At 73.2% G+C, this 22941-nt stretch carries 9 protein-coding genes; 8 read left to right on the top strand and 1 reads right to left on the bottom strand.

Annotated elements, in window-relative coordinates; all coding sequences use genetic code 11:
* Nucleotides 1-203 precede the first annotated feature (203 nt).
* The 6 genes from ACZ53K_RS11180 (at nt 204) to sbnA (ending at nt 19614) form a co-directional block, all read left to right on the top strand.
* On the top strand, nt 204-13460 hold the full coding sequence (locus tag ACZ53K_RS11180; protein WP_468834056.1) for an amino acid adenylation domain-containing protein: 13257 nt from the start codon (nt 204-206) through the stop codon (nt 13458-13460).
* Nucleotides 13461-13533: 73 nt separating this feature from the next.
* On the top strand, nt 13534-13752 hold the full coding sequence (locus ACZ53K_RS11185) for an MbtH family protein (RefSeq protein WP_468834058.1): 219 nt from the start codon (nt 13534-13536) through the stop codon (nt 13750-13752).
* 88 nt (nt 13753-13840) lie between these two features.
* The gene (locus tag ACZ53K_RS11190; protein ID WP_468834061.1) at nt 13841-16363 is read left to right on the top strand and encodes a non-ribosomal peptide synthetase; all 2523 of its coding nucleotides are present in this window, start codon (nt 13841-13843) and stop codon (nt 16361-16363) included.
* Nucleotides 16360-17400 carry a TauD/TfdA family dioxygenase gene (locus tag ACZ53K_RS11195; protein WP_468834064.1) on the top strand — a complete coding sequence of 347 codons (1041 nt, stop codon included), beginning with the start codon at nt 16360-16362 and terminating at the stop codon, nt 17398-17400. The genes ACZ53K_RS11190 and ACZ53K_RS11195 overlap by 4 nt, the downstream gene beginning before the upstream one ends.
* 45 nt (nt 17401-17445) lie before the next feature.
* A complete protein-coding gene (gene sbnB / locus ACZ53K_RS11200) occupies nt 17446-18534 on the top strand; it encodes a 2,3-diaminopropionate biosynthesis protein SbnB (protein WP_468834066.1) in 1089 nt (362 codons plus the stop codon).
* A 15-nt stretch (nt 18535-18549) separates the two neighbouring features.
* The gene (gene sbnA / locus ACZ53K_RS11205; protein ID WP_468834069.1) at nt 18550-19614 is read left to right on the top strand and encodes a 2,3-diaminopropionate biosynthesis protein SbnA; all 1065 of its coding nucleotides are present in this window, start codon (nt 18550-18552) and stop codon (nt 19612-19614) included.
* 49 nt (nt 19615-19663) lie between these two features.
* On the opposite strand, the gene ACZ53K_RS11210 is transcribed toward sbnA, so the two are convergent.
* A complete protein-coding gene (locus ACZ53K_RS11210) occupies nt 19664-21190 on the bottom strand; it encodes an amino acid adenylation domain-containing protein (RefSeq protein WP_468834071.1) in 1527 nt (508 codons plus the stop codon).
* A 175-nt stretch (nt 21191-21365) separates the two neighbouring features.
* Here ACZ53K_RS11210 and ACZ53K_RS11215 point away from each other — a divergent pair, with 175 nt between their 5' ends.
* On the top strand, nt 21366-21620 hold the full coding sequence (locus ACZ53K_RS11215) for an acyl carrier protein (protein WP_468834074.1): 255 nt from the start codon (nt 21366-21368) through the stop codon (nt 21618-21620).
* Complete coding sequence (locus ACZ53K_RS11220; protein WP_468834076.1) at nt 21617-22918, top strand: condensation domain-containing protein; 1302 nt, start codon at nt 21617-21619, stop codon at nt 22916-22918. Before ACZ53K_RS11215 ends, ACZ53K_RS11220 begins: the two co-directional genes overlap by 4 nt.
* Nucleotides 22919-22941 lie beyond the last annotated feature (23 nt).

Genomic DNA, 22941 nt, shown 5'->3' on the forward strand with positions numbered 1-22941 from the left:
ACGTATGAACCAGTGTTCCGTGGCGCCCTGCCCGGCCGGCCGGACCCCCGACCCTTCGCAGACCGCCGCCCGGCGTCCGCCGTCCACAGGACGGCTCCCGCCCCACAGACAACCGATCGGCCCTGCCCTCCGCAGACCGGCCGCCGTGCGCAACCACGCGGCCGCCGCGGGGACTTGAGAACGCCAGGAAAGCGAGCGAGAAGTTGGACGCCACGCCATCGTCGACACCGGACCCGACCGCTCCCGGAGCGGCCGGCGGGCCGGCCGGGTCGCGCGAGGAGACGCTGTGCGCTCTCTTCGCCGAGGTGCTGGGTGTGCCACAGGTCGGCCCGCACGACGACTTCTTCGCGCTCGGCGGCCACTCGCTGTCCGCGATCCGGCTGCTGGTCCGCATCCGCGGCGTACTGGGCGCCGAGCCCCCGATCAAGGACGTGTTCGAGCATCCGACGCCCGCCGCACTGGCCCGGCGCCTCGGCGCGGAGGCCGGCGAGGGCGACCAGCGCGCGGCGCTGGCCCCGATGGCGCGCCCCGAGCGACTGCCGCTGTCGTTCGCCCAGCGCCGGCTGTGGTTCCTGCACAAGCTGGAGGGTCCGTCGGCGACGTACAACATGCCGCTGACGCTGCGGCTGACGGGCAAGGTGGACGCGGAGGCGCTGCGTGCCGCGCTGCGGGACGTGATGGCCCGGCACGAGACGCTGCGTACGGTCTTTCCCGAGGTGGACGGTGAGCCGCGGCAGGTGGTGCTGGACGCCGCCGACGCGGACTTCGCCTGGGAACACCGCCGGGTCACGGCCGACGAACTGACCGAAGCGCTCGACGAGTCGGCCCGGTACGGCTTCGACCTCGCCGCCGAGGTCCCGGTCCGGGCCTGGCTGTTCCGGCTGTCCGACGACGAGAGCGTGCTCCAGCTGCTGCTGCACCACATCGCGGGCGACGGCTGGTCCCTGGCGCCCCTCGCCCGCGACGTCCTGGCCGCGTACACCGCCCGCGCCGACGGCACCGCACCCCAGTGGTCCGCGCTCCCCGTCCAGTATGCCGATTACACCCTGTGGCAGCGCGAACTGCTCGGCGACGAGAGCGACCCGGACAGCCTCGTCAGCCGCCAGGTGGGCTACTGGCGCGACCGGCTGGACGGCCTGCCCGACCTGGTGAGCTTCCCCACCGACCGCCCGCGCCCCGCGGTGGCCTCCTACGACGGCGCCCACCTGGAGTTCACCCTCGGCGGTGACCTGCACCAGCGCCTGGTCGCACTGGCCCGGCAGTCGAACACCACCGTCTTCATGGTCCTCCAGGCCGGTATGGCGGCCCTGCTGACCCGCCTCGGCGCCGGAACCGACATCCCGCTCGGCAACGGCGTCGCCGGCCGCGCCGACGAAGCCCTCGAAGATCTGGTCGGCCTCTTCGTGAACACGTTCGTCCTGCGGACGGACACCTCCGGCGACCCCACCTTCGAAGAACTCCTCGGCCGGGTCCGCGAGACCAGCCTCGCCGCGTACGAGCACCAGGACGTACCGTTCGAGCACCTGGTGGAACTGCTCAACCCGCACCGCTCCGGCTCCCACCACCCGCTGTTCCAGGTGGCGATGGTCCTCCAGAACACCCCGGAGGAGTCCTTCCGCCTGCCGGACCTCGACGTCCGCAGCGAATTCGTCTCCACGGCCACCTCCCGGTTCGACATGCTCGTCGAGATGTTCGAACGCCACGAGGACGTACACGGCACCTCGGGCATCGAGACCGTTGTCGAGTACGCCACCGAGCTGTTCGACCCCGCGACGGTCGAGGGACTGCTGAACCGCTGGGTACGGCTGCTGGAGCAGGTGACGGCCGACCCGTCGCTGCGCCTCGGACAGGTGGAACTGCTGTCCGGCGACGAGCGCGAGACGCTGCTGACCGGCTGGAGCGGCACCACGGCCGAGGTGCCCGCCGTGACACTGGCCGAGGAATTCACGGCCCACGCCCGCCGCACCCCGGACGCGGTGGCCCTCGCGGCGGGGGACCGGACGGTCACCTACGCGGAGCTGGACGCACGGGCCAACCGGCTGGCGCACTGGCTGCGGGGGCAGGGCGTGGGTCCGGAGAAGCTGGTCGGGGTGCTGCTGCCGCGCTCGGTCGAGATGGTGGTGGCGGTGCTCGCCGTTCACAAGGCCGGCGGCGCGTACGTCCCCGTCGACCCCGAGTACCCGGAGGAGCGCCGCCGCTACATGCTGGCCGACGCGGCCCCGGTGCTGGTGCTGGACGAGGCGGCGGTGCGCCAGGATCTGTCGGGCTTCCCGGAGACCGACCCGGGTGTGCGCGTCGCCTTGGACCACCCGGCGTACGTGATTTACACGTCCGGCTCGACCGGTCTGCCCAAGGGCGTCGTGGTCTCCCACCGTGGTGTGGCCAGCCTGGCGCAGGCGCAGGTCCAGCGGTTGGGTGTGACGGCGGACAGCCGGGTGCTCCAGTTCGCTTCGCCGAGCTTCGATGCGGCGTGGTGGGAGCTGGTGATGGCGTTCTCCTCGGGCGCCACGCTGGTGGTGCCGGAGGAGGGCCGGCTGGTCGGCGAGGCGTTGCAGGCGGTGCTGGCCGAGCAGCGGGTTTCCCATGTGACGCTGCCGCCGTCGGTGTTGGGGGCGCTTCCGCATGGTTCGGAGAGCGGGCTGCCGGAGTTGAAGGCGGTGGCGCTGGCGGGTGAGGCGGTGCCGCCGGAGCTGATCTCCCGGTGGGCCGTGGGTGGCCGCGAGGTCGTCAACGCGTACGGTCCGACGGAGTCGACGGTGTGCGTCTCGATGAGCGGGACCACGGATGAGACGGTGGCGCCGATCGGCCACCCCGTCAGCAACACGCGCGTGTACGTGCTGGATGGGGCACTGCGGCCGGTGCCGGTGGGTGTGGCGGGTGAGCTGTACGTGTCGGGGGCAGGGCTGGCGCGTGGATACGCGAAGCGCCCCGGGCTGACGGCTGAGCGGTTCGTGGCCTCGCCCTTCGAGCCCGGCGAGCGGATGTATCGCACCGGCGACCTCGCACGCTGGCGCGCGGACGGTCAGCTGGAGTACCTGGGCCGTGCGGACGAGCAGGTCAAGGTCCGTGGCTTCCGTATCGAGCCCGGGGAGATCGAGTCGCTGCTGACGGCCTCGGACGGCGTGCGGCAGGCCGTGGTGGTGGCCCGCGAGGACGTCCCGGGCGACCAGCGGCTGGCCGCGTATGTCGTGCCGGACCTGGACGCGGCTGCCCGAGCCGGCGCCGGCGTGGACGCCGAGGCGCAGGTCGAGGAGTGGCGGGAGATCTACGACTCGGTGTACGCCGAGACGGGCAGCAAGGGCATCGGCTTCGGTGAGGACTTCGCGGGCTGGGACAGCTCGTACACCGGCGAGCCGATCCCGCTGAGCGAGATGCGGGCCTGGCGCGACGCGATCGTGGACCGGGTACGGGACTTCGGTGGCCGCCGGATGCTGGAGATCGGCGTGGGTGCCGGTCTGCTGATGGCCCACCTCGCGCAGGACGTGGACGAGTACTGGGGCACGGACCTGTCCGCCGCCGTCATCGACCGGTTGTCGGCGCAGGTGGCCGAGGCGGGCCTGGGCGACCGGGTACGGCTGCGCAGCCAGGCGGCCGATGACGTGGACGGCCTGCCGTCCGGCTGTTTCGACACCGTACTGATCAACTCCGTGGTGCAGTACTTCCCGGACGGGGAGTACCTGGCCAAGGTCATCGACCAGGCGCTTGGGCTGCTCGCGCCCGGCGGCCGCCTGGTCATCGGCGATGTGCGGCACGCCGGGTCGCTGCGCGCGCTGCACGCTGCGGTGCACGCCGGTCGCGGGGCTGCTGCGCGGGCGGCGGTGGACCGCGCCGTGCTGCTGGAGAAGGAACTCGTCGCCGCCCCCGAGTTCTTCAGCGGGCTCGCGGCGGGTGACGACCGGATCGGCGCGCTGGACATCCGGCTGAAGCCGGGGGCGTATCACAACGAGCTGACGCGCCACCGCTACGAGGTCGTGCTGCACAAGGCGCCCGCTCAGGTCGTGGACGTGGCTTCGGTACGTCAGCTGGTATGGACGGACGATCTTGACCTGGGCCGGCTGCCCGAGGGCCCGCTGCGCCTGACCGGCATACCCAACGCCCGCCTGGTCGCCGAGGCGGCCAGGGAGCGGGCGCTGGACGGGCTGGACGCCGAGGAGTGCGCGGGCGGCACAGCCGTCGACCCGGAGGACCTGGTCGCGCGGGGCCGCGCGCACGGGCGCCGGATCGTGCCCACCTGGTCGTCGCGGTCGGTGGCACTGTTCGAAGCCGTCGTACTGCCGGACGGCGCGGACGACGCCGCGCTGTCAGGCGTGTACGTGCCCGCCACCACCGGCGGTCCCTGGACCAATACCCCGGTCGCGGCCCGTGGCATCGGCGCGGTCGTGAAGGCGGCCCGTGCGCGGCTGGCCGAGCGGCTGCCGGAGTACATGGTTCCGTCCGCCGTCATGGTCCTGGACCGGCTGCCGCTGACCCCGAACGGCAAGGTGGACCGCAAGGCCCTGCCCGTACCCGAGTACGCCGCCACCGCGGACGGCCGTAAGCCCCGTACCCCGCAGGAAGAAGTCCTGTGCGGCCTGTTCGCCGAGGTACTGGGCGTGGACCGGGTCGGCATCGACGACAGCTTCTTCGACCTCGGCGGGCACTCCCTGCTCGCCACCCGCCTGGTCAGCCGCATCCGCAGCGTCCTCGGCGCGGAGCTGCCGATCAAGGACGTGTTCGAGGCACCGACCGTCGCGGGACTGGTGGCACGGCTGACGCCCGGCGGCCGGACCCGTACCGCGCTGACCCGGACGGCGCGCCCCGAGCGGGTACCGCTGTCGTCCGCCCAGCGCCGCCTGTGGTTCCTGCACAAGCTGGAGGGCCCGTCCGCCACGTACAACATGCCGCTGGCGCTGCGCCTGACCGGCACCGTGGACACGGAAGCACTGCACGCGGCACTGCGGGATGTGATCGGGCGGCACGAGTCGCTGCGTACGGTCTTCCCGGAGACCGACGGCGAGCCGTACCAGCGGGTGCTGGACGTGGCCGAGGCGGGCTTCGCGTGGGAGCGCCGCACGGTCGATGAGGCGGAGTTGCCGTCGGCCATGGAGGAAGCCGCCCGGTACGGCTTCGATCTGGCCGGTGAGCCGCCGGTACGCGCCTGGCTCTTCGAGGCCGGGGCGCAGGACAGTGTGCTGCTGCTCCTGCTGCACCACATCGCGGGCGACGGCTGGTCGATGGGCCCGCTGGCGCGTGACGTGGTCGCCGCGTACACGGCCCGCGTCCAAGACGCGGCTCCGCAGTGGCCGGAACTGCCGGTGCAGTACGCGGACTACACGCTCTGGCAGCGCGAACTGCTCGGCGACGAGGCCGACCCGGACAGCCTGTTCAGCCGCCAGGTCGCCTACTGGCGCACCCAACTGGCCGGCCTGCCGGAGCAGGTGACGTTCCCTGCCGACCGGCCGCGCCCGGCGGTCGCCTCGTACGAGGGCTCGTACGCGGAGTTCACCATCGATGCCGCGCTGCACCAGCGGCTGGCGGACCTGTCCCGCGCCTCGGGCGCGACGGTCTTCATGGCGCTCCAGGCCGGTATGGCGGCGCTGCTGACGCGGCTGGGTGCGGGGACGGATATCGCGCTGGGCAGTGGTGTGGCGGGGCGTACGGATGAGGCGCTGGACGACCTGGTGGGGTTGTTCGTGAATACGTTCGTGCTGCGGACGGATACGTCCGGGGACCCGAGTTTCGGTGAACTGCTGGGCCGGGTGCGGGAGTCGAGCCTCGCGGCGTATGCGCACCAGGACGTGCCGTTCGAGCACCTGGTGGAGCAGCTGAATCCGCAGCGCTCCACCGCCTACCACCCGCTCTTCCAGGTCGCCCTCGTCCTCCAGAACACCGACCAGGGCGACTTCACCCTGCCCGGTCTGCGGGTGCGGATGGAGGAGGTGGACGCGGGCACCGCACGCTTCGACATGCTGCTCTCGCTCACCGAGCGGTACGACGCGGCGGGCCGTCCGGCCGGCATCGAGACGCTGGTCGAGTACGCCACCGACCTCTTCGACCGGTCCACCGTCGACAGCCTCGTCGCCCGCTGGATCCGCCTGCTGGAACAGGCGCTCACCACGCCGGACCGGCTGATCAGCCAAGCCGACCTGCTCACCGGGCAGGAGCGCCGGCAGCTGCTGGCGGACTGGAACGAGACCACGGCCGACGTCCACCCGGGCACCCTGGTCGACCTGGTCGAGGCGCAGGTCGCGCGGACGCCCGAGGCCACCGCCGTACGGTACGGCGGCACGGCGCTCACCTACGCCGAGCTGAACGCGCGGGCCAACCGCCTCGCCCGGCACCTCACCGGACTCGGCGTCGGCCCCGAGCGGCTGGTCGCGGTCGCGCTGCCCCGCTCCGCGGAGACCGTCGTCGCCCTCCTCGGCGTCCTCAAGGCCGGTGGCGCCTATCTGCCGCTCGACCCGGACGACCCGGCCGAGCGGCTGCTGTCCACGCTCCGCGACGCCCGGCCGCAGTTGGCGCTCGTCGCCCGGGACAGTGGCCTGGACACCGCCGCCGCGGGCATACCCGCCGTCGTCCTCGACGACCCGGAGACCGTCGCGGCCGTCGCCCGGCACGCCGCGGACAACGTGACGGACCGCGAGCGCACCTCGCCGCTGACCCCCGCCAGCCCGCTGTACGTCATCTACACCTCCGGCTCCACGGGCCGCCCCAAGGGCGTACTGGTCGAGCACCGCGGCCTGGCCAACAACCTCCAGTGGATGCGGGCCACCTACCCGGTGGGCCCCGGCGACGTCCTGCTGTTCCGTACGTCGGTGCGGTTCGACTCGGTGGGCCTGGAGATCTGGTTCCCGCTGCTGTCCGGCGCGGCGATCAGCGTGGCGCCCGCCGACGTGGTCCGCGACCCGCAGCGGCTGGTCGCCCACATCGCGGAGAACGGCGTCACCGTCGCCCAGTTCCCGCCGTCCCTGCTGGCCAACCTGCCCGAGCCGCCCGCCTCGCACGCGGTCGGCCGCATCTGGTCCAGCGGCGAGGCGCTGCGCCCCGACCTGGCCGCGCGGATCAGCACGGCGTGGGGCAGCGAGCTGTCCAACCTGTACGGGCCGACAGAGATGACCATCCAGGTCGCCTCCGCCGTCTGGACGGGCGAGGACGACGGCGGTCACGCCGTACCGATCGGCCGGCCCATGTGGAACACCCGGGTCTTCGTCCTGGACGCGGGCCTGCGGCCGGTGCCGGTGGGTGTGGTCGGTGAGCTGTACGTGACCGGCGTCCAGGTGGCGCGCGGTTACGTGGGGCGGGCGGGTCTGACCGCGGAACGGTTCGTCGCCTGCCCGTTCGTACCGGGCGCGCGGATGTACCGGACCGGTGACCTGGTGCGCTGGCGCGCCGACGGGCAGCTGGAGTTCGCCGGCCGCGCCGACGAGCAGGTCAAGCTGCGCGGCTACCGCATCGAGCCCGGCGAGATCGAGGCGCTGCTGACCGCTTCGGAAGGCGTGCGGCAGGCCGTCGTGGTGGCCCGCGAGGACACCCCGGGTGACCAGCGGCTGGCCGCGTACGTGGTGCCGGACCTGGACGTGGCCGCGCGGGCCGGTACGGACGTGGCCGCGCGGGACCAGGTCGAGGAGTGGCGGGAGATCTACGACTCGGTGTACTCCGGTCCGGGGGCCGGCGAACCGGCCGCCTTCGGCGAGGACTTCTCCGGCTGGGACAGCTCGTACACCGGCGAGCCGATCCCCCTCGGCGAGATGCGGGCCTGGCGGGACGCGGTCGTGGACCGCGTGCGGGAGTCCGGCGGCCGTCGCGTGCTGGAGATCGGCGTCGGGTCCGGCCTGCTGATGGCGCACCTGGCCGGGGACGTGGACGAGTACTGGGGTACGGACCTGTCGGCCGCCGTCATCGAGCGGCTGAGGGGGCAGGTGGCCGAGGCGCGGCTGGGCGACCGGGTACGGCTGCGCAGCCAGGCGGCCGATGACGTGGACGGTCTGCCGGCCGGTCACTTCGACACCGTGCTGATCAACTCCGTGGTGCAGTACTTCCCGGACGGGACGTACCTGGCCCGCGTGGTCGGCCAGGCGCTGGACCTGCTCGCGCCCGGCGGCCGGCTGGTCGTCGGCGATGTGCGGCACGCCGGGTCGCTGCGGGCCCTGCGGGCCGCGGTGCAGTCCGGGCGCGGCGCCGCGGCGCGTACCGTCGTCGACCGGGCCGTCCTGCTGGAGAAGGAACTGGTCGTGGCTCCGGAGTTCTTCGCCGGGCTGGCGGCGGACGACGACCGGATCGGCGCGCTGGACATCCGGCTCAAGCCGGGCGCGTACCACAACGAGCTGACGCGGCACCGTTACGAGGTGGTGCTGCACAAGGCGCCCGCTCAGGTCGTGGATGTCTCCGGGGCCCGGCAGGTGGCATGGACCGCCGGCCTCGACCTGGGACAGCTGCCCGAGGGCCCGCTGCGCCTGACCGGCATACCCAACGCCCGCCTGGCCGCCGAGGTGGCGGCCGAGCGCGCCCTCGACGGGCTGGATGCCGAAGGGTTCGGAGCCGGTGCCGCCATCGACCCCGAGGACCTGGTCACGCGGGGCCGGGAGCACGGCCTGCGGGTGATCCCCACCTGGTCGGCGCGGTCGACGGGCCTCTTCGACGCCGTGGTCCTCCCCGGCGACACGGACGACGCCGCCCTGACGGGCGTGTACGTGCCCGCCGCCGCCGGCGGCCCCTGGACGAACCACCCGGTGGCCGCCAAGGGCATCGGCGCGGTCGTCGAAGCGGCCCGCGAGCATCTGACGCAGCGGCTGCCGGAGTACATGGTCCCGTCGGCGGTGATGGTCCTCGACCGGCTGCCGCTGACGCCCAACGGGAAGCTGGACCGCAAGGCCCTGCCCGTACCCGAGTACGCCGCCACCCCGGGCGGCCGCGCTCCGCGCACCCCGCAGGAAGAGGTCCTGTGCGGCCTGTTCGCCGAGGTGCTGGGCGTGGGCCGGGTCGGCATCGACGACGGCTTCTTCGACCTGGGCGGCCACTCGCTGCTCACCACCCGCCTGGTCAGCCGCATCCGCGGCAGCCTGGGCATCGAGGTGCCGATCGCCACGGTCTTCGAGGCGCCGACCGTCGCCGGGCTGGCGGCCCGCCTCACCGACAACGGCCGCACCCGTACGGCCCTGGCCCCGATGGTGCGCCCGGACGCGGTGCCGCTGTCCTTCGCGCAGCGCCGCCTGTGGTTCCTCCACCAGCTGGAGGGCCGCACAGCTACGTACAACATGCCGCTGGCGCTGCGCCTGACCGGCGACCTGGACGCGGACGCGCTGCACGCGGCACTGCGGGACGTGATCGGGCGGCACGAGACGCTGCGCACGGTCTTCCCGGAGACCGACGGCGAGCCGCACCAGCGGGTGCTGGGCCCGGCCGAGGCGGACTTCGCGTGGGAGACCCGTACGGTCACCGAGGCGGAGCTGCCGGCCGCCCTCGACGCGGCGGCCAGGTACGGCTTCGACCTGGCCGGGGAGATCCCGGTACGCGCCTGGCTCTTCCGCACCGGGCCGCGGGTCGGCGTCCTGCTGCTGCTCGTCCACCACATCGCGGGGGACGGCTGGTCGATGGGCCCGATCGCGCGCGACTTCGCGACCGCCTACACCGCGCGTGCCGGCGGCGCCGCGCCGCAGTGGGCCGAGCTGCCGGTGCAGTACGCGGACTACACGCTGTGGCAGCGCGAACTGCTCGGCGACGAGAGCGACCCGCAGAGCATCTACACCCAGCAGGTCGCCTACTGGCGGCGGCAGTTGGCGGGGGTGCCGGAGCAGGTGACGTTCCCCGCCGACCGGCCGCGCCCGGCGGTCGCCTCGTACGAGGGCACCCACCTCGATTACGAGCTGTCCGCGGAGCTGCACCAGCGCCTGGTGGCGCTGGCCCGCCGCTCGAACGCGACGGTGTTCATGGTGCTTCAGGCCGGTATGGCGGCGTTGCTGACGCGGCTGGGTGCGGGGACGGATATCGCGCTGGGTAGTGGTGTGGCGGGGCGTACGGATGAGGCGCTGGACGACTTGGTGGGGTTGTTCGTGAATACGTTCGTGCTGCGGACGGATACGTCCGGGGACCCGAGTTTCGGTGAACTGCTGGGCCGGGTGCGGGAGTCGAGCCTCGCGGCGTATGCGCACCAGGACGTTCCCTTCGAGCACCTGGTGGAGCTGCTCAACCCGCAGCGCTCCACCGCGCACCACCCGCTCTTCCAGGTCGCCCTGGTCCTCCAGAACACGCCCCGCAGCGACTTCGAGCTGCCCGGCCTGCGCGTCAGCCCGGAAGCGGTCGGCATCGGCAGGTCCCGCTTCGACATGCTGCTCAGCCTGGACGAGAGCAGCGGCGAACAGGGCGTCACCGCCACCGTCGAGTACTCCACCGACCTCTTCGACCGGGCCACGGTCGAGAGGCTGCTGGATCGCTGGGTACGGCTGCTGGAGCAGGTGACGGCCGACCCGTCGCTGCCCGTCGGCCAGGTGGAGCTGCTGTCCGGCACCGAGCGCGGCCAGGTGGTGTCCGGCTGGAACCGGACGGCCGCCGAGGTGCCCGGCACCACCCTCGCCGGGTTCGTCGCCGGGCACGCCCGCCGGGACCCGGACGCGGTGGCACTGGTCGCCGGTGACCTGTCGCTCACCTACGGGGAGCTGGACGCCCGGGTGAACCGGCTGGCGCACTGGCTGCGGGGCCAGGGCGTGGGCCCGGAGAAGCTGGTGGGGGTGGAGCTGCCCCGGTCCGCCGACATGGTGGTGGCGGTCCTCGCCGTACTGAGGGCCGGTGGCGCGTACGTGCCGGTGGACCCGGAGTACCCGGAGGAGCGCCGCCGCTACATGCTGGCCGACGCGGCTCCGGTGCTGGTGCTGGACGAAGCGGCGGTGCGCCAGGATCTGTCGGGCTTCCCGGAGACCGGCCCGGGTGTGCACGTCGCCCCGGAGAACCCGGCGTACGTCATCTACACCTCGGGCTCCACCGGCCTGCCCAAGGGTGTCATGGTCTCCCACCGCGGCGTGGCGAGCCTGGCGCATACCCAGCTGGAGCGGCTGGGCGTGTCCGCCGGCAGCCGGGTCCTCCAGTTCGCCTCGCCCAGCTTCGACGCCGCCGTCTGGGAACTGGTCGTCGCCTTCGCGCCGGGCGCCACGCTGGTGGTGCCGGAGGGCGGGCGTCTGGTGGGGGAGGCGCTGCAGGGCGTGCTCGCCGACCGGCGCATCACCCACGCGCTGATCCCGCCGTCGGTGGTGGCCACCCTGCCCACGGGCGCCGGCGCCGCGCTGACGGACTTCGCCTGCCTGGTCGTGGGCGCCGAGGCGGCGCCGCCCGAGCTGGTGGCCCACTGGTCGGCCGGCGGCCGCAAGGTCGTCAACGCGTACGGCCCGACGGAGTCCACGGTCTGTGTGTCCATGAGTGACACGTTCACCGGCGACGTGGTGCCGATCGGCCGCCCGGTGACCAACACCAAGGCGTATGTGCTGGATGCGGCGCTGCGGCCGGTGCCGGTGGGGGTCGCGGGCGAGCTGTACGCGTCGGGTGCGGGGCTGGCGCGTGGGTACGCGGGTCGGCCTGGGCTGACGGCTGAGCGGTTCGTGGCTTCGCCGTTCGAGCCCGGCGAGCGGATGTATCGCACCGGCGACCTCGCACGCTGGCGCGCCGATGGGCAGCTGGAGTACCTGGGCCGGGCCGATGAGCAGGTCAAGGTCCGTGGTTTCCGTATCGAGCCCGGGGAGATCGAGTCGCTGCTGACCGCCTCCGAGGGCGTACGGCAGGCCGTCGTACTGGCCCGCGAGGACGCCCCCGGCGACCAGCGCCTCGCCGCGTACGTCGTGCCCGACCTGGCCGCCGCCGCGGTGGCGGGAGTCGTCGAGGAAGCCGCCTCCGGCATCGACGCGCAGGTGGGGGAGTGGCGGGAGATCTACGACTCGGTCTACTCCGGGCCGGGCGGCGCGACCTTCGGGTTCGGTGAGGACTTCTCCGGCTGGGACAGCTCGTACACGGGTGAGCCGATCCCGCTGGACGAGATGCGGGCCTGGCGGGACGCGATCGTGGACCGGGTACGGGACTTCGGCGGCTCGCGCGTGCTGGAGATCGGTGTCGGATCCGGCCTGCTCATGGGGCACCTGGCCGGGCACGTGGACGCGTACTGGGGCACCGACCTGTCCGGCGCCGTCATCGAGCGGCTGACCGGCCAGATCCGGGCCGCGGGCCTCGCCGACCGGGTGCACCTGCGCTGCCAGGCCGCCGATGTGACGGACGGCCTGCCGGCCGGCACGTTCGACACCGTACTGATCAACTCGGTGATCCAGTACTTCCCGGACGACGCGTACCTGGCCAAGGTCGTCGACCAGGCGCTGGGGCTGCTGGCGCCCGGCGGCCGCCTGGTCATCGGCGACGTGCGGCACGCCGGTTCGCTGCGGGCCCTGCACGCGGCCGTCCACGCCGGGCGCGGCGCGTCGGCGCGTGCGGTGGTCGACCGGGCCGTGCTGCTGGAGAAGGAGCTGGTCACGGCACCGGAGTTCTTCGCGGAACTGGCTGCCCGGGACGAGCGGGTGGGCGCGCTGGACATCCGGCTCAAGCCGGGTGCGTACCACAACGAGCTGACGCGGCACCGTTACGAGGTGGTGCTGCACAAGACGCCCGAGCGGGTCGTGGACGTCGCCGGAGCACGGCAGGTGGCGTGGAGCCCGGAGCTGGACCTCGGCGCGCTCCCGGCCGCGGACGGGCCGCTGCGCGTCACCGGGATTCCCAGCGCGAGGCTGGTCGCCGAAGTGGCGGCGGAACGGGCGCTGGACGGCCTGGCCGCCGAGGACTTCGGCGGGGCCCCGGTCGATCCGCAGGAGCTGGTGGAACGGGGGCGGGAGCACGGGCTCCAGGTCATTCCCACCTGGTCGGCGCGGTCGGTGGCCCTGTTCGACGCGGTCATTCTCCCGACGGACACGGAGGACGCGGTGGGCGCGGCCCTGTCGGGCGTGTACGTGCCCGCCGCCACCGGCGGCCCGTGGACCAACAACCCGGTCGCGGCCCGCGGCATCGGCGCCGTCGTGAAGGCGGCCCGCGCACGCCTGGCGGAACGCCTGCCGGAGTACATGGTTCCGTCCGCCGTCATGGTCCTGGACCGGCTGCCGCTGACGCCCAACGGCAAGCTGGACCGCAAGGCCCTGCCCGTACCCGAGTACGCGGCCACGGCAGGCGGCCGCAAGCCCCGTACCGAGCAGGAGACCACCCTCTGCGGCCTGTTCGCCGAGGTGCTGGGCGTGGACCGGGTCGGCATCGACGACAGCTTCTTCGACCTCGGCGGGCACTCCCTGCTCGCCACCCGCCTGGTCAGCCGCATCCGCGCGGCACTGGGCACGGAGGTCGCCATCGGCACCGTCTTCGAGGCGCCGACCGTCGCAGGACTGGTCGAACGCCTGGCGGCGGCGCCGAAGAAGGCGGCCAGGCGGCCCGCCCTGCGCCGGATGCCGCGGCCCACCGACCGGACCTGACCCCGCCACGCACGACCGGGCGGCGCCCCTCCCGGCGCCGCCCGACCACCGAGAAACAAGTGAGGACCCGAACATGACGAACCCGTTCGAGAACCCGGACGCCAGCTACCTCGTGCTCGTCAACGACGAGCGGCAGCACTCCCTCTGGCCCGCGTCCATCGAGGTCCCCGACGGCTGGACCGTCGCCAAGACCGCGGACACCCGGGAGGCCTGCCTCGCCCACGTCGAAGAGCACTGGACGGACATGCGCCCGGCGAGCCTGGCCGAGGCCATGGCGGCCGCCGGTTCCTGATCCCCGTCCGCAGAGCGCAACAGCCACGGGGGCGGCCGCCGCGCGCGGCGCCCCCGGTCACCACCCCTCCGGCGAAGGCACAGAGAACATGGGCACACCGACAGACACCGGCTCCCCCGGCGGATCCGGGACCGCTACCGCCATCCCGCGATGGCTCACCGGGCCGCGGCAGGACGGCGGGCCCGCCACCGTGTACACGTGCCGGGTCCCCGACGCCCTGGCCCCGGCGCTCACCGGGCTCGCCGGCCGGCTCGGTGTGCCCGTCGGCGCCGTCCTGCTCGCGGCGCACGCCAAGGTGCTGTCGGCGCTCACCGGCGAGACGGACGTCCTGACGGGCCGGGCCGCGCCCGGCGACGGCGGCGCGCACCGGCCGTGCCGGGTGCCGGTGGCGGACGGCGACTGGGAGCGGCTGGTGCTGGCGGCCCACCGCGCGGCCGGCGAGCCGGGCGGCACCGCGGACCCGGCGCAGCGGTACGAGGTGGTGTGCGACCTCTCCGCGCTCGGCGAGCCGTCCGGGCCGTCCGGCCCCGAACCCAAGGACCTGGCCGACGCCGGCCCGGACCTCGTGCTGCGCGTCGCCTTCGGCGGTACGCCGGAGGACGGACTGCACCTGCGGCTGGACGGCCGCGGCGACCTGGTCGACCCGCCGTACGCGGAGCGGATCGCCGGTTACCACCTGGCGGCCCTGGAACACCTGGCCGCCGATCCGCGGGCCGCCCACCACCGGCAGAGCCTGCTGTCCACGGACGAACTGGCGCACCAGATCGACGGGCTGGCGGGCCCGGAGCGCTCGGTACCCGACCGGCGCGTGCACGAACTGTTCGAGGAACGGGTACGGCTGCACCCCGGCCGGACGGCCGCCGAGCACGACGGCACGTCCTGGACATACGGCGAACTCAACCGCCGGGCCAACCGCGTCGCCCACGGCCTGCTGCGCCGCGGCCTGCAACCCGAGGACGTGGTGGCCGTGGTCACCGAACGCAACCTCGACTGGCTGGCCGCGACGCTCGGCGTCTTCAAGGCGGGCGGCGCCTACCTGCCCGTCGAACCGCACTTCCCGGCCGGCCGCATCACCGCGATGCTCACCCGCAGCGCCTGCCGCTTCGTGCTCACCGAACCCGGCGCCACCGCCACCCTCGACGAGGCGCTGACCGGCCCCGGCGGCACCACGCGTCTGCCGGTCACCGAGCTGACCGAGGCGGCCGCCGACGGCGCGGACGACACCGACCCCGGCGTGCCCGTCACCGCCGGACAGCTCGCGTACATCTACTTCACCTCCGGCTCGACCGGCGAGCCCAAGGGCGCGATGTGCGAGCACGCGGGCCTGGTCAACCACCTCTTCGCGAAGATCGACGACCTGGAGATCGGCCCGGAGCAGGTCGTCGCGCAGACCGCGCCGCAGTGCTTCGACATCTCACTGTGGCAGCTCGTCAGCGCCCTGCTCGTGGGCGGCCGTACGCGGATCATCGGGCAGCGGGACATCCTCGACGTACGGCGCTACGTGGACAGCGTCGTCGCGGGGGACGTGGAGGTCCTCCAGGTGGTGCCGTCCTACCTGGAGGTGATGCTCACCTACCTGGAGGAGCGGCCGCGGCCCCTGGGCCGGCTGCGCAGCGTCTCGGCGACCGGCGAGGCGCTGAAGAAGGAACTGGTCGAGCGCTGGTTCGCGGCGTACCCCGGGATCAAGCTGGTCAACGCCTACGGCCTCACCGAGACCTCCGACGACACCAACCACGAGGTGATGGACCGGGTACCGCGGCAGGACCGGGTGCCGCTCGGCCCGGCGGTCAACAACGTCCGGGTCTACGTCGTGGACGAGGAACTGAACCCCGTACCGCTCGGCGCGCCCGGCGAGATCGTCTTCTCCGGCGTCTGCGTCGGCCGCGGCTACATCAACGACCCCGAGCGCACCGCCGCCGCGTTCGGCACCGACCCGCACCGGCCGGGCGAACGGCTCTACCGCTCCGGCGACATCGGCCGGTGGCTGCCGCACGGCAGCCTGGAGTTCCTCGGCCGCCGGGACGCCCAGACCAAGATCCGCGGATTCCGCATCGAGATCGGCGAGATCGAGAACCGGCTGCTGCGGGTGCCCGGCGTGCGGGACGCCGCCGTCGTGGTGCTGGAGAGCCCCGACCACGGAAAACACCTCGTCGCCTGCTACGCCGCCGACACCCCGCTCGACGAGGCGGCGATCCGGCGGCCGCTGGGCGACGCCCTGCCCGCGTACATGGTCCCCCAGTTCTTCCACCACCTGCCGGCCCTGCCGCTGACCGGCAACGGCAAGACCGACCGCAAGGCCCTGGTCCGGCACGCCGGTGAACTGGCCGCGGCCCGCACCGCGTCCGGCGCCGGGACGGACGCGGACGCGCCGCGGACCGGCACGGAGCGCCGGCTGGCCCGGCTGTGGGCGGACGTACTGCGGATACCCGTCGAGAGCATCGGCCGCGGCCAGCACTTCTTCGAGTCCGGCGGCACCTCGCTGTCCGCCGTACGGCTGGGTGTGGCCATCGGGGACGCGGTGGCGCTGGAGGACATCGTCCGGCTTCCGGTCCTGTCCGACCTCGCCGCGGCCATGGACGAGAACGACCAGCAGAAGGACATCAGCGCATGACACAGCCGCCCGCCACCGCCACCGACGCCGTACCGGCCCCCGACCCGGCCACGGGCCTTGAGGCCGCCCTCGAACTCGCCCCCGGCAAGCCGCCGGTCCTGCACGCGGACGCACCGGTCGCGGCCGCCGGCCTCGCCGACTGGGCCGCCGAGCACGGCCCGGCTCTGGAGGCCGTGCTGCTGCGCCACGGCGCCGTCCTCGTACGCGGCCTGGGCGTACGCGACGCCGCCGCGCTGGGACGGCTGGCCGGTCCGCTGACCGGCCCCACCGTGCCGGAACGCGAGGCGTTCGCGCACCGCCGCCCGCTCGGCGGCCCGGTGTTCTCCTCCCTGGAATGGCCGCCGGACCAGCCGATGTGCATGCACCACGAGCTGAGCTACGCACGGGAGTTCCCCCGTCTGCTGGCCATCGGCTGCTTCACCCCGCCCGCCACCGGCGGCGTCACCGGGCTCGCCGACGCCCGCCGCATCCTCGCCGACCTGCCCGCCTCCATCGTCGAGCGGTTCACCGCGGAGGGCTGGGAGCTGACCCGCTCGTACAACAGCGTGGTCGGCGTGGGCTGGACGGAGGCGTTCGGCACCGAGGACCGCGCGGCGGCCGAGGCGTACGGCGAGGCCAACGGCATCACCTTCGACTGGCAGCCGGACGGCAGCCTGCGCACCCGCCAGCGCCGTTCCGCGGTGATCAGCCACCCGCTGACCGGCGACCGGGTCTGGTTCAACCAGATCGCGTTCCTGAGCGAGTGGACCATGGAACCGGCCATCCGCGACTACCTGGTGCGCCAGCTCGGCCGGGACGGCCTGGCATTCAACACCTGGCACGGCGACGGCACCCCCCTCGACCCGGACACCGTCGCGACCGTCAACGAGGTCTACGAGGCGGCCACCCTGCGCGAGCCGTGGCAGGCCGGCGACGTGCTGCTCGTCGACAACATCCGGATGGCGCACAGCCGCGAGCCCTTCACCGGGCCGCGCGAGACGGGCATGGTCCTCGGCACCCCGGTACGGCTCGCCGACTGCTCGCCCACCCACTCCTGAACGCCCCCCCACCGACCCCTCGGAGAAACGGAGCCGCGCTCCCTCATGACCGTCCGGATTCCCCCCTTCGCCGTCGTCCCCGGCTCCCAGGTGCACCAGGTGCTCACCGGGCAGGAGGAACGCGTCATCGCGCTGATCGAAGAGGCCTACCGCGTGCACGGCGAAGGCGACACGGTCAACCCGCCGTCGTACTTCCTGCGCTTCCCCGACCGGCCCGCCTCGCGCATCATCGCGCTGCCCGCCTCCATCGGCGGTCAGAGCAAGGTCGACGGCATCAAATGGATCTCCAGCTTCCCGGAGAACATCGAAGCGGGCATCCCGCGCGCCTCCGCCGTCCTCGTGCTCAACGACCAGGCCACCGGCTACCCGATCGCCTGCATGGAGAGCTCCATCATCAGCGCCGCGCGCACCGCGGCCTCCGCCGCCCTCGCGGCCGACGTACTGACCAAGGAGCGCGGCCGGCCGCGCCGCATCGGCTTCTTCGGCACCGGCTTCATCGCCCGCTACCTCCACACCTATCTGCACGGCGCGGGCTGGACCTTCGACGAGGTGGGCGTGCACGACCTCGACCTGGAGCACGCGGGCGGCTTCCGCTCGTACCTGGAGCGCAGCGGCGCCACCGGGCAGGTCACCGTGCACGAGCGGGCCGAGGACCTGATCAGATCCAGCGACCTGGTGGTGTTCGCGACCGTCGCGGGCACCCCGCACGTCACCGACGCCAAATGGTTCGCCCACCATCCCGTCGTGCTGCATGTGTCGCTGCGCGACCTGGCGCCCGGCATCATCCTGGAGTCGGCCAACGTCGTCGACGACATCGAGCACTGCCTGAAGGCCGACACCTCGCCGCACCTCGCCGAACAGCAGGCCGGGAACCGGGGCTTCATCGACGGCACGCTGTACGACGTCATGTCCGGCCGGGTCGCCCTGCCCGCCGACCGGACCGTGATCTTCTCACCGTTCGGGCTGGGCGTCCTGGACCTCGCGGTGGGCAAGTACGTGTACGAGCAGGTGGCCGCGGCGGGCACCCTCAAGGTCGTCGACGACTTCTTCCACGAGACCAGCCGCTACGGCGACGACCCGGGGAAGACGCCCGGCCCGGCGGACGGCGGGCAGGCCGGGGGCGGCCATGCGTGAGGCGGGGTGGCCGCGGTGCCGGTGATCACCTCTCCCCAGGAGTTCAACACCGACGACCTGTACGTCGACCTGCGCCCGGTGCTGGGCACCGCACTGCACCTGAAGTGCGAGGGCTTCAACTTCGCCGGGTCGGTCAAGCTCAAGGCCGCCGCCGCGATGGTGGAGGCGGCCGAACGGTCCGGCGCGCTGCGCGAGGGATCGGTGCTGGTGGAGTCGTCGTCCGGGAACCTGGGCGTGGCCCTCGCCATGATCGCGGCGGACAAGGGCTACCGGTTCCGGTGCGTGACCGACGCGCGCTGCAACCTCGGCACCCGGCGGCTGATGGAGGCCATGGGCGCCGAGGTGCACTCGGTCAACCGGGCCGACGACGACGGCGGTTACCTCGGGGCGCGGCTGCGGTACGTCCGGGAACTGTGCGCCTCCGACCCCCGGTACGTCTGGCTGAACCAGTACACCAACCCGTACAACGCCCTCGCCCACCAGCACACCACCGCACCCGCGATAGCCCGGCAGTTCCCGGACCTGGACGTGCTCTTCGTCGGCGCGGGCACCACCGGCACGCTGATGGGGTGCGCCCGCTTCTTCCGGCAGTGGACGCGCCCGGTGACCGTGGTCGCGGTCGACGCGGCCGGTTCGGTGACCTTCGGCGGGCCGCCGCGCACCCGGATGATCCCGGGGCTGGGCGCGGGCGTCCGGCCGCCGCAGCTCGACCTCTCCCTGGTGGACGACGTGGTGATCGTGCCGGAGCCGGAGACCGTGCGGACCTGCCACCGGCTGGCCGCGGCCGGTTTCCTGTTCGGCGGGTCCACCGGGACGGTCGTCGCCGGGGCGCGGCGCTGGCTGGCCGCCCACCGCTCCGGCGACCCCGTCACGGCCGTGGCGATCTCGCCCGACCTGGGGGAGCGCTATCTGGACACGATCTACCAGGAGTCGTGGGTACGGAGTGCCTACGGCGATGCCGCGTACGAGGCAGAGCCGTCTGAGCCGGACCTGTACGAGCCGGAACCGGACGGCGCGGAGCGGGACGGCTTTCCGGCGGCGCGGCCGTGCACGCTCGGCGCGGGCTCGGCGGGCCGGTGACCGTGCGCCGCCGCACGGACACCGCGCCCACCGCGCCCGCCACCCGGGCTCACGCGGGAGCGGGCGTCCCGTCCGCCTCCGCGGCGGCGCGTTCGGTCAGCACCCGGCGGTCGACCTTGCCGTTGGCGTTGCGCGGCAGGGACGGCAGCCGGTACGCGGTCTCGATGATCGCGTACCGCGGCAGCTGCCGGGCACAGTGCCGCTTGAGGTCGATGAGCGAGGGATCGTGAGCGTCCGCGGCGACCACGTACGCCACCACGGCGGCGTCGATGCCGGTGCCGCGCACCACGGCGGCGGCCTCGGCGACCCCCTCGTGGCTCTGCAGCACGGCCTCCACCTCGCCCAGCTCCACGCGGTTGCCGCGGACCTTGACCATCGCGTCGCGGCGGCCGACGAACTGGAAGGTGCCGTCGTCCAGGACGAGCGCGATGTCCCCGGTGGCGTAGGTCCGGTCGGTGACCGGCGGACGGCCCCAGTAGCCGAGCATCACGCTCGGCCCGGTGACGATCAGCTCACCCTCCTCGCCGGGCCCGGCCGGCTGCCCGTCGGGCCGTACCGCGACGACGGTGTCCCCGCAGACCGGCCCGCCGATCGGTACCGGCAGCAGCCGGTCGTCCGGAATGTCACCGACCTCGTGGGCCGTGCAGACGGTGGTCTCCGTGGGGCCGTAGAGATTCATGAACCGGACGTCCGGGAAATGCCGCCGGAGCTGTCGCAGCGGACCGATCGGAAAGGACTCGCCGGCGAACAGCAGACTGCGCAGCGACGGCACCCCGGTTTCCAGCAGACCGCCGTGCCGCATCATCAGCATCAGGGCCGCCGGCACCGAATACCAGACGGTGATTTCGTGGTCGGTGAGGAAGCGCACCAGCGCCTTCGCGTTGTATGCCGTCTCCGGCGGCACGAGATGCACGGAACCGCCGACGGAGAACGGGACGTAAACGTCGATCACCGTCATGTCGAAATGAAAAGGAGCGTGATTGGAATGGCGGTCGGCGGCCGTGGCGCCCTCCGCTTCCGCGGCCCATTCCACCCAGGCCCACGCACTGTTGTGACTGTGGCACACGCCCTTGGGCTCACCGGTGGATCCGGACGTGTACAGGATGAAGGCGAGGTCGTCGTCGGTGATGTCCGGCTCCGGCACGTCCGGGCCGGGCCGCACCGCTCCGGCGGGCAGGTCACTCCAGTCGCCGCCGTCCGGCCAGGTGGTCATCAGCGGGGCCGTGACCCCGTGTTCGGCCAAGGTTGCGGCCCGCTGCGCAGGGGCCGCCACCAGAGCCGGAGCGAAATTCCCGACCAGCTTGGCCACCCGTGCCGGCGGTGCCTGCGGGTCGAGCGGCACATATGCGGCGCCCAGCCGCAGGGTGGCCTCCATGAGGGCGACGGCCGCCACCGACTTGTCGAGCCAGATGCCGACCCGGTCGCCCGCGCGCACGCCCCGGGCGGCGAGTTCACGGGCGAGTCCGTCCGCCCAGGCGTCCAGTTGTGCGTAATTCGCCGACCCGTCCGGACCGCTGACGGCGAGGGCGTCCGGAGTGCGCCGGGCCGCCGCCCGGGCGAGGTGGTGCAGTTTCACAGTCGGGTCTCCATGTCTCTCTTGGCCGGCCCGCCCGGAATGCATCAAGTTCCTTGACAGTCAACCCGGCAGAACAGTAGCGTGATTTACCGTCAGGCGCGGCGCGCGGAGTCGCTCGGTGGGAGAATGCGGCGAGAATGCCGACGGAAACCTGACATCAACGTGGGGGAGATAAATGAAGGATAGCGAGACCTTTGACGCTGTCAAGGGATTCATCGAGGAGAACGTCCTCAAAGGCCAGGGTACGGTCGAAGCCGACACCCCGCTGCTGGAATGGGGGATTCTCGACTCGCTCTCCGTCGCCCGGCTCGGTGCCTTTATCGAGAAGCGCTACGGCGTCGTCATGCCCGGCGACACCCCGCTCGCCGAGAAGTTCCACAGCCTGGACAGCGTCGTGGCGTTCGTCGGCGAACTGCGGGTCGCCGCATGACCGCACGGCTGGCCCTGTCCGCGGCCCAGACCGGCGTCTGGGTCGCCCAGCAACTCGACCCGGACGACCGGTCCTTCAACATCGCCGAGTACTGCGACATCGAAGGCCCCGTAGACCCCGCGCTCTTCGAGGCCGCGCTGCGCGAGGTGGTGGCCGCGACCCCGGCCCTGCGCGCCCGCTTCGGCCTCGGCGAGGAAGGGCTCTGCCAGGACATCGACGACACGGTGGACGTACCGCTGCGGTACGAGGACGTCAGCGCCGAGCCGGACCCGCGCGCCGCCGCCGAACACCGGATGCGCCAGGACCTGGCCGGGCCGTACGACCTCGCCACCGGACCGCTGTTCAGCTGGGCGCTGTTCAAGGCGGGCCCCGAACGGTACTTCTGGTACCGCGCAGCCCACCACGTCGTCGTGGACGGCTTCGGCCTGTCACTCGTCGCCGCGCATGTCGCCGACGTCTACACGGCCCTGGCCACCGGCCGCCCGCGCCGCCCCCGCCCGCCCGGCACGCTCGCCGAGGCCGTCGCGGCGGACAGCGCCTACCAGGAGTCGCCGGAGTTCGAGGCGGACCGCCGGTACTGGCTCGCGCGGATGGCGGACCAGACCGAGGTCGCGAGCCTCACGGAACGGCAGCCGCCGCGCACCCGCTCCTACGTACGGCACAGCGGCCACCTCGGCCCCGGTGACGTGGACGCCCTGCGCGCCGCGGCCCGCCGCCTGGAGGTGACCTGGCCCGAGGTCGTGCTGGCCGCCGTCGCCGTGCAGCTGCACCGTGCGACGGGCGTCCGCGAGGTGGTCCTGGGCCTGCCGGTCACCGGACGCACCGACCCGATGCTGCGCCGCGTACCGGCCATGCTGACGAACACGGTGCCCCTGCGCGTCACGGTGGCGCCGGAGCGCACGTTCGCCGAGGTCGTCGCCGACCTCTCGGTGCGGCTCGACGAGGCCGTCACCCACCAGCGCTACCCGCAGGAGCGCCTGGTGCGGGAGCTGCCCGGACTGCCCGAGGGCCGCAAGCAGTTCGGCCCCGACGTCAACATCATGTCCTTCGGCTTCGGCTCCGGCTACGCGGGCCACCCCGCCACGGTCCACAACCTGGCCGCGGGCCCGGTCGAGGACCTGACCGTCAATGTGTACGACCGGCTGGACGGCCAGGGCCTCCAGGTCTCCTTCGACGGCAACGACGGGCTGTACGGCCGTACGGAACTGGCCGGGCACCTGGACGGCTTCCTGGGCCTGCTGCGCTCCGTTCCCGGCCTGCTGGACGGGCGGCCGCTGGGCCGGGGCGCCACGCGCTGAACGGACGGAGGCCCGCACCGCGT

This window comes from Streptomyces sp. NPDC033221 (assembly GCF_055577005.1).

Excerpts from the sequence above, each read along its gene's own strand:
- ACZ53K_RS11185 (WP_468834058.1), top strand. The coding sequence starts at position 13,534 with ATGACGAACCCGTTCGAGAACCCGGACGCCAGCTACCTCGTGCTCGTC.
- ACZ53K_RS11190 (WP_468834061.1), top strand. The coding sequence starts at position 13,841 with ATGGGCACACCGACAGACACCGGCTCCCCCGGCGGATCCGGGACCGCT.
- ACZ53K_RS11195 (WP_468834064.1), top strand. The coding sequence starts at position 16,360 with ATGACACAGCCGCCCGCCACCGCCACCGACGCCGTACCGGCCCCCGAC.
- sbnB (WP_468834066.1), top strand. The coding sequence starts at position 17,446 with ATGACCGTCCGGATTCCCCCCTTCGCCGTCGTCCCCGGCTCCCAGGTG.
- ACZ53K_RS11215 (WP_468834074.1), top strand. The coding sequence starts at position 21,366 with ATGAAGGATAGCGAGACCTTTGACGCTGTCAAGGGATTCATCGAGGAG.
- ACZ53K_RS11220 (WP_468834076.1), top strand. The coding sequence starts at position 21,617 with ATGACCGCACGGCTGGCCCTGTCCGCGGCCCAGACCGGCGTCTGGGTC.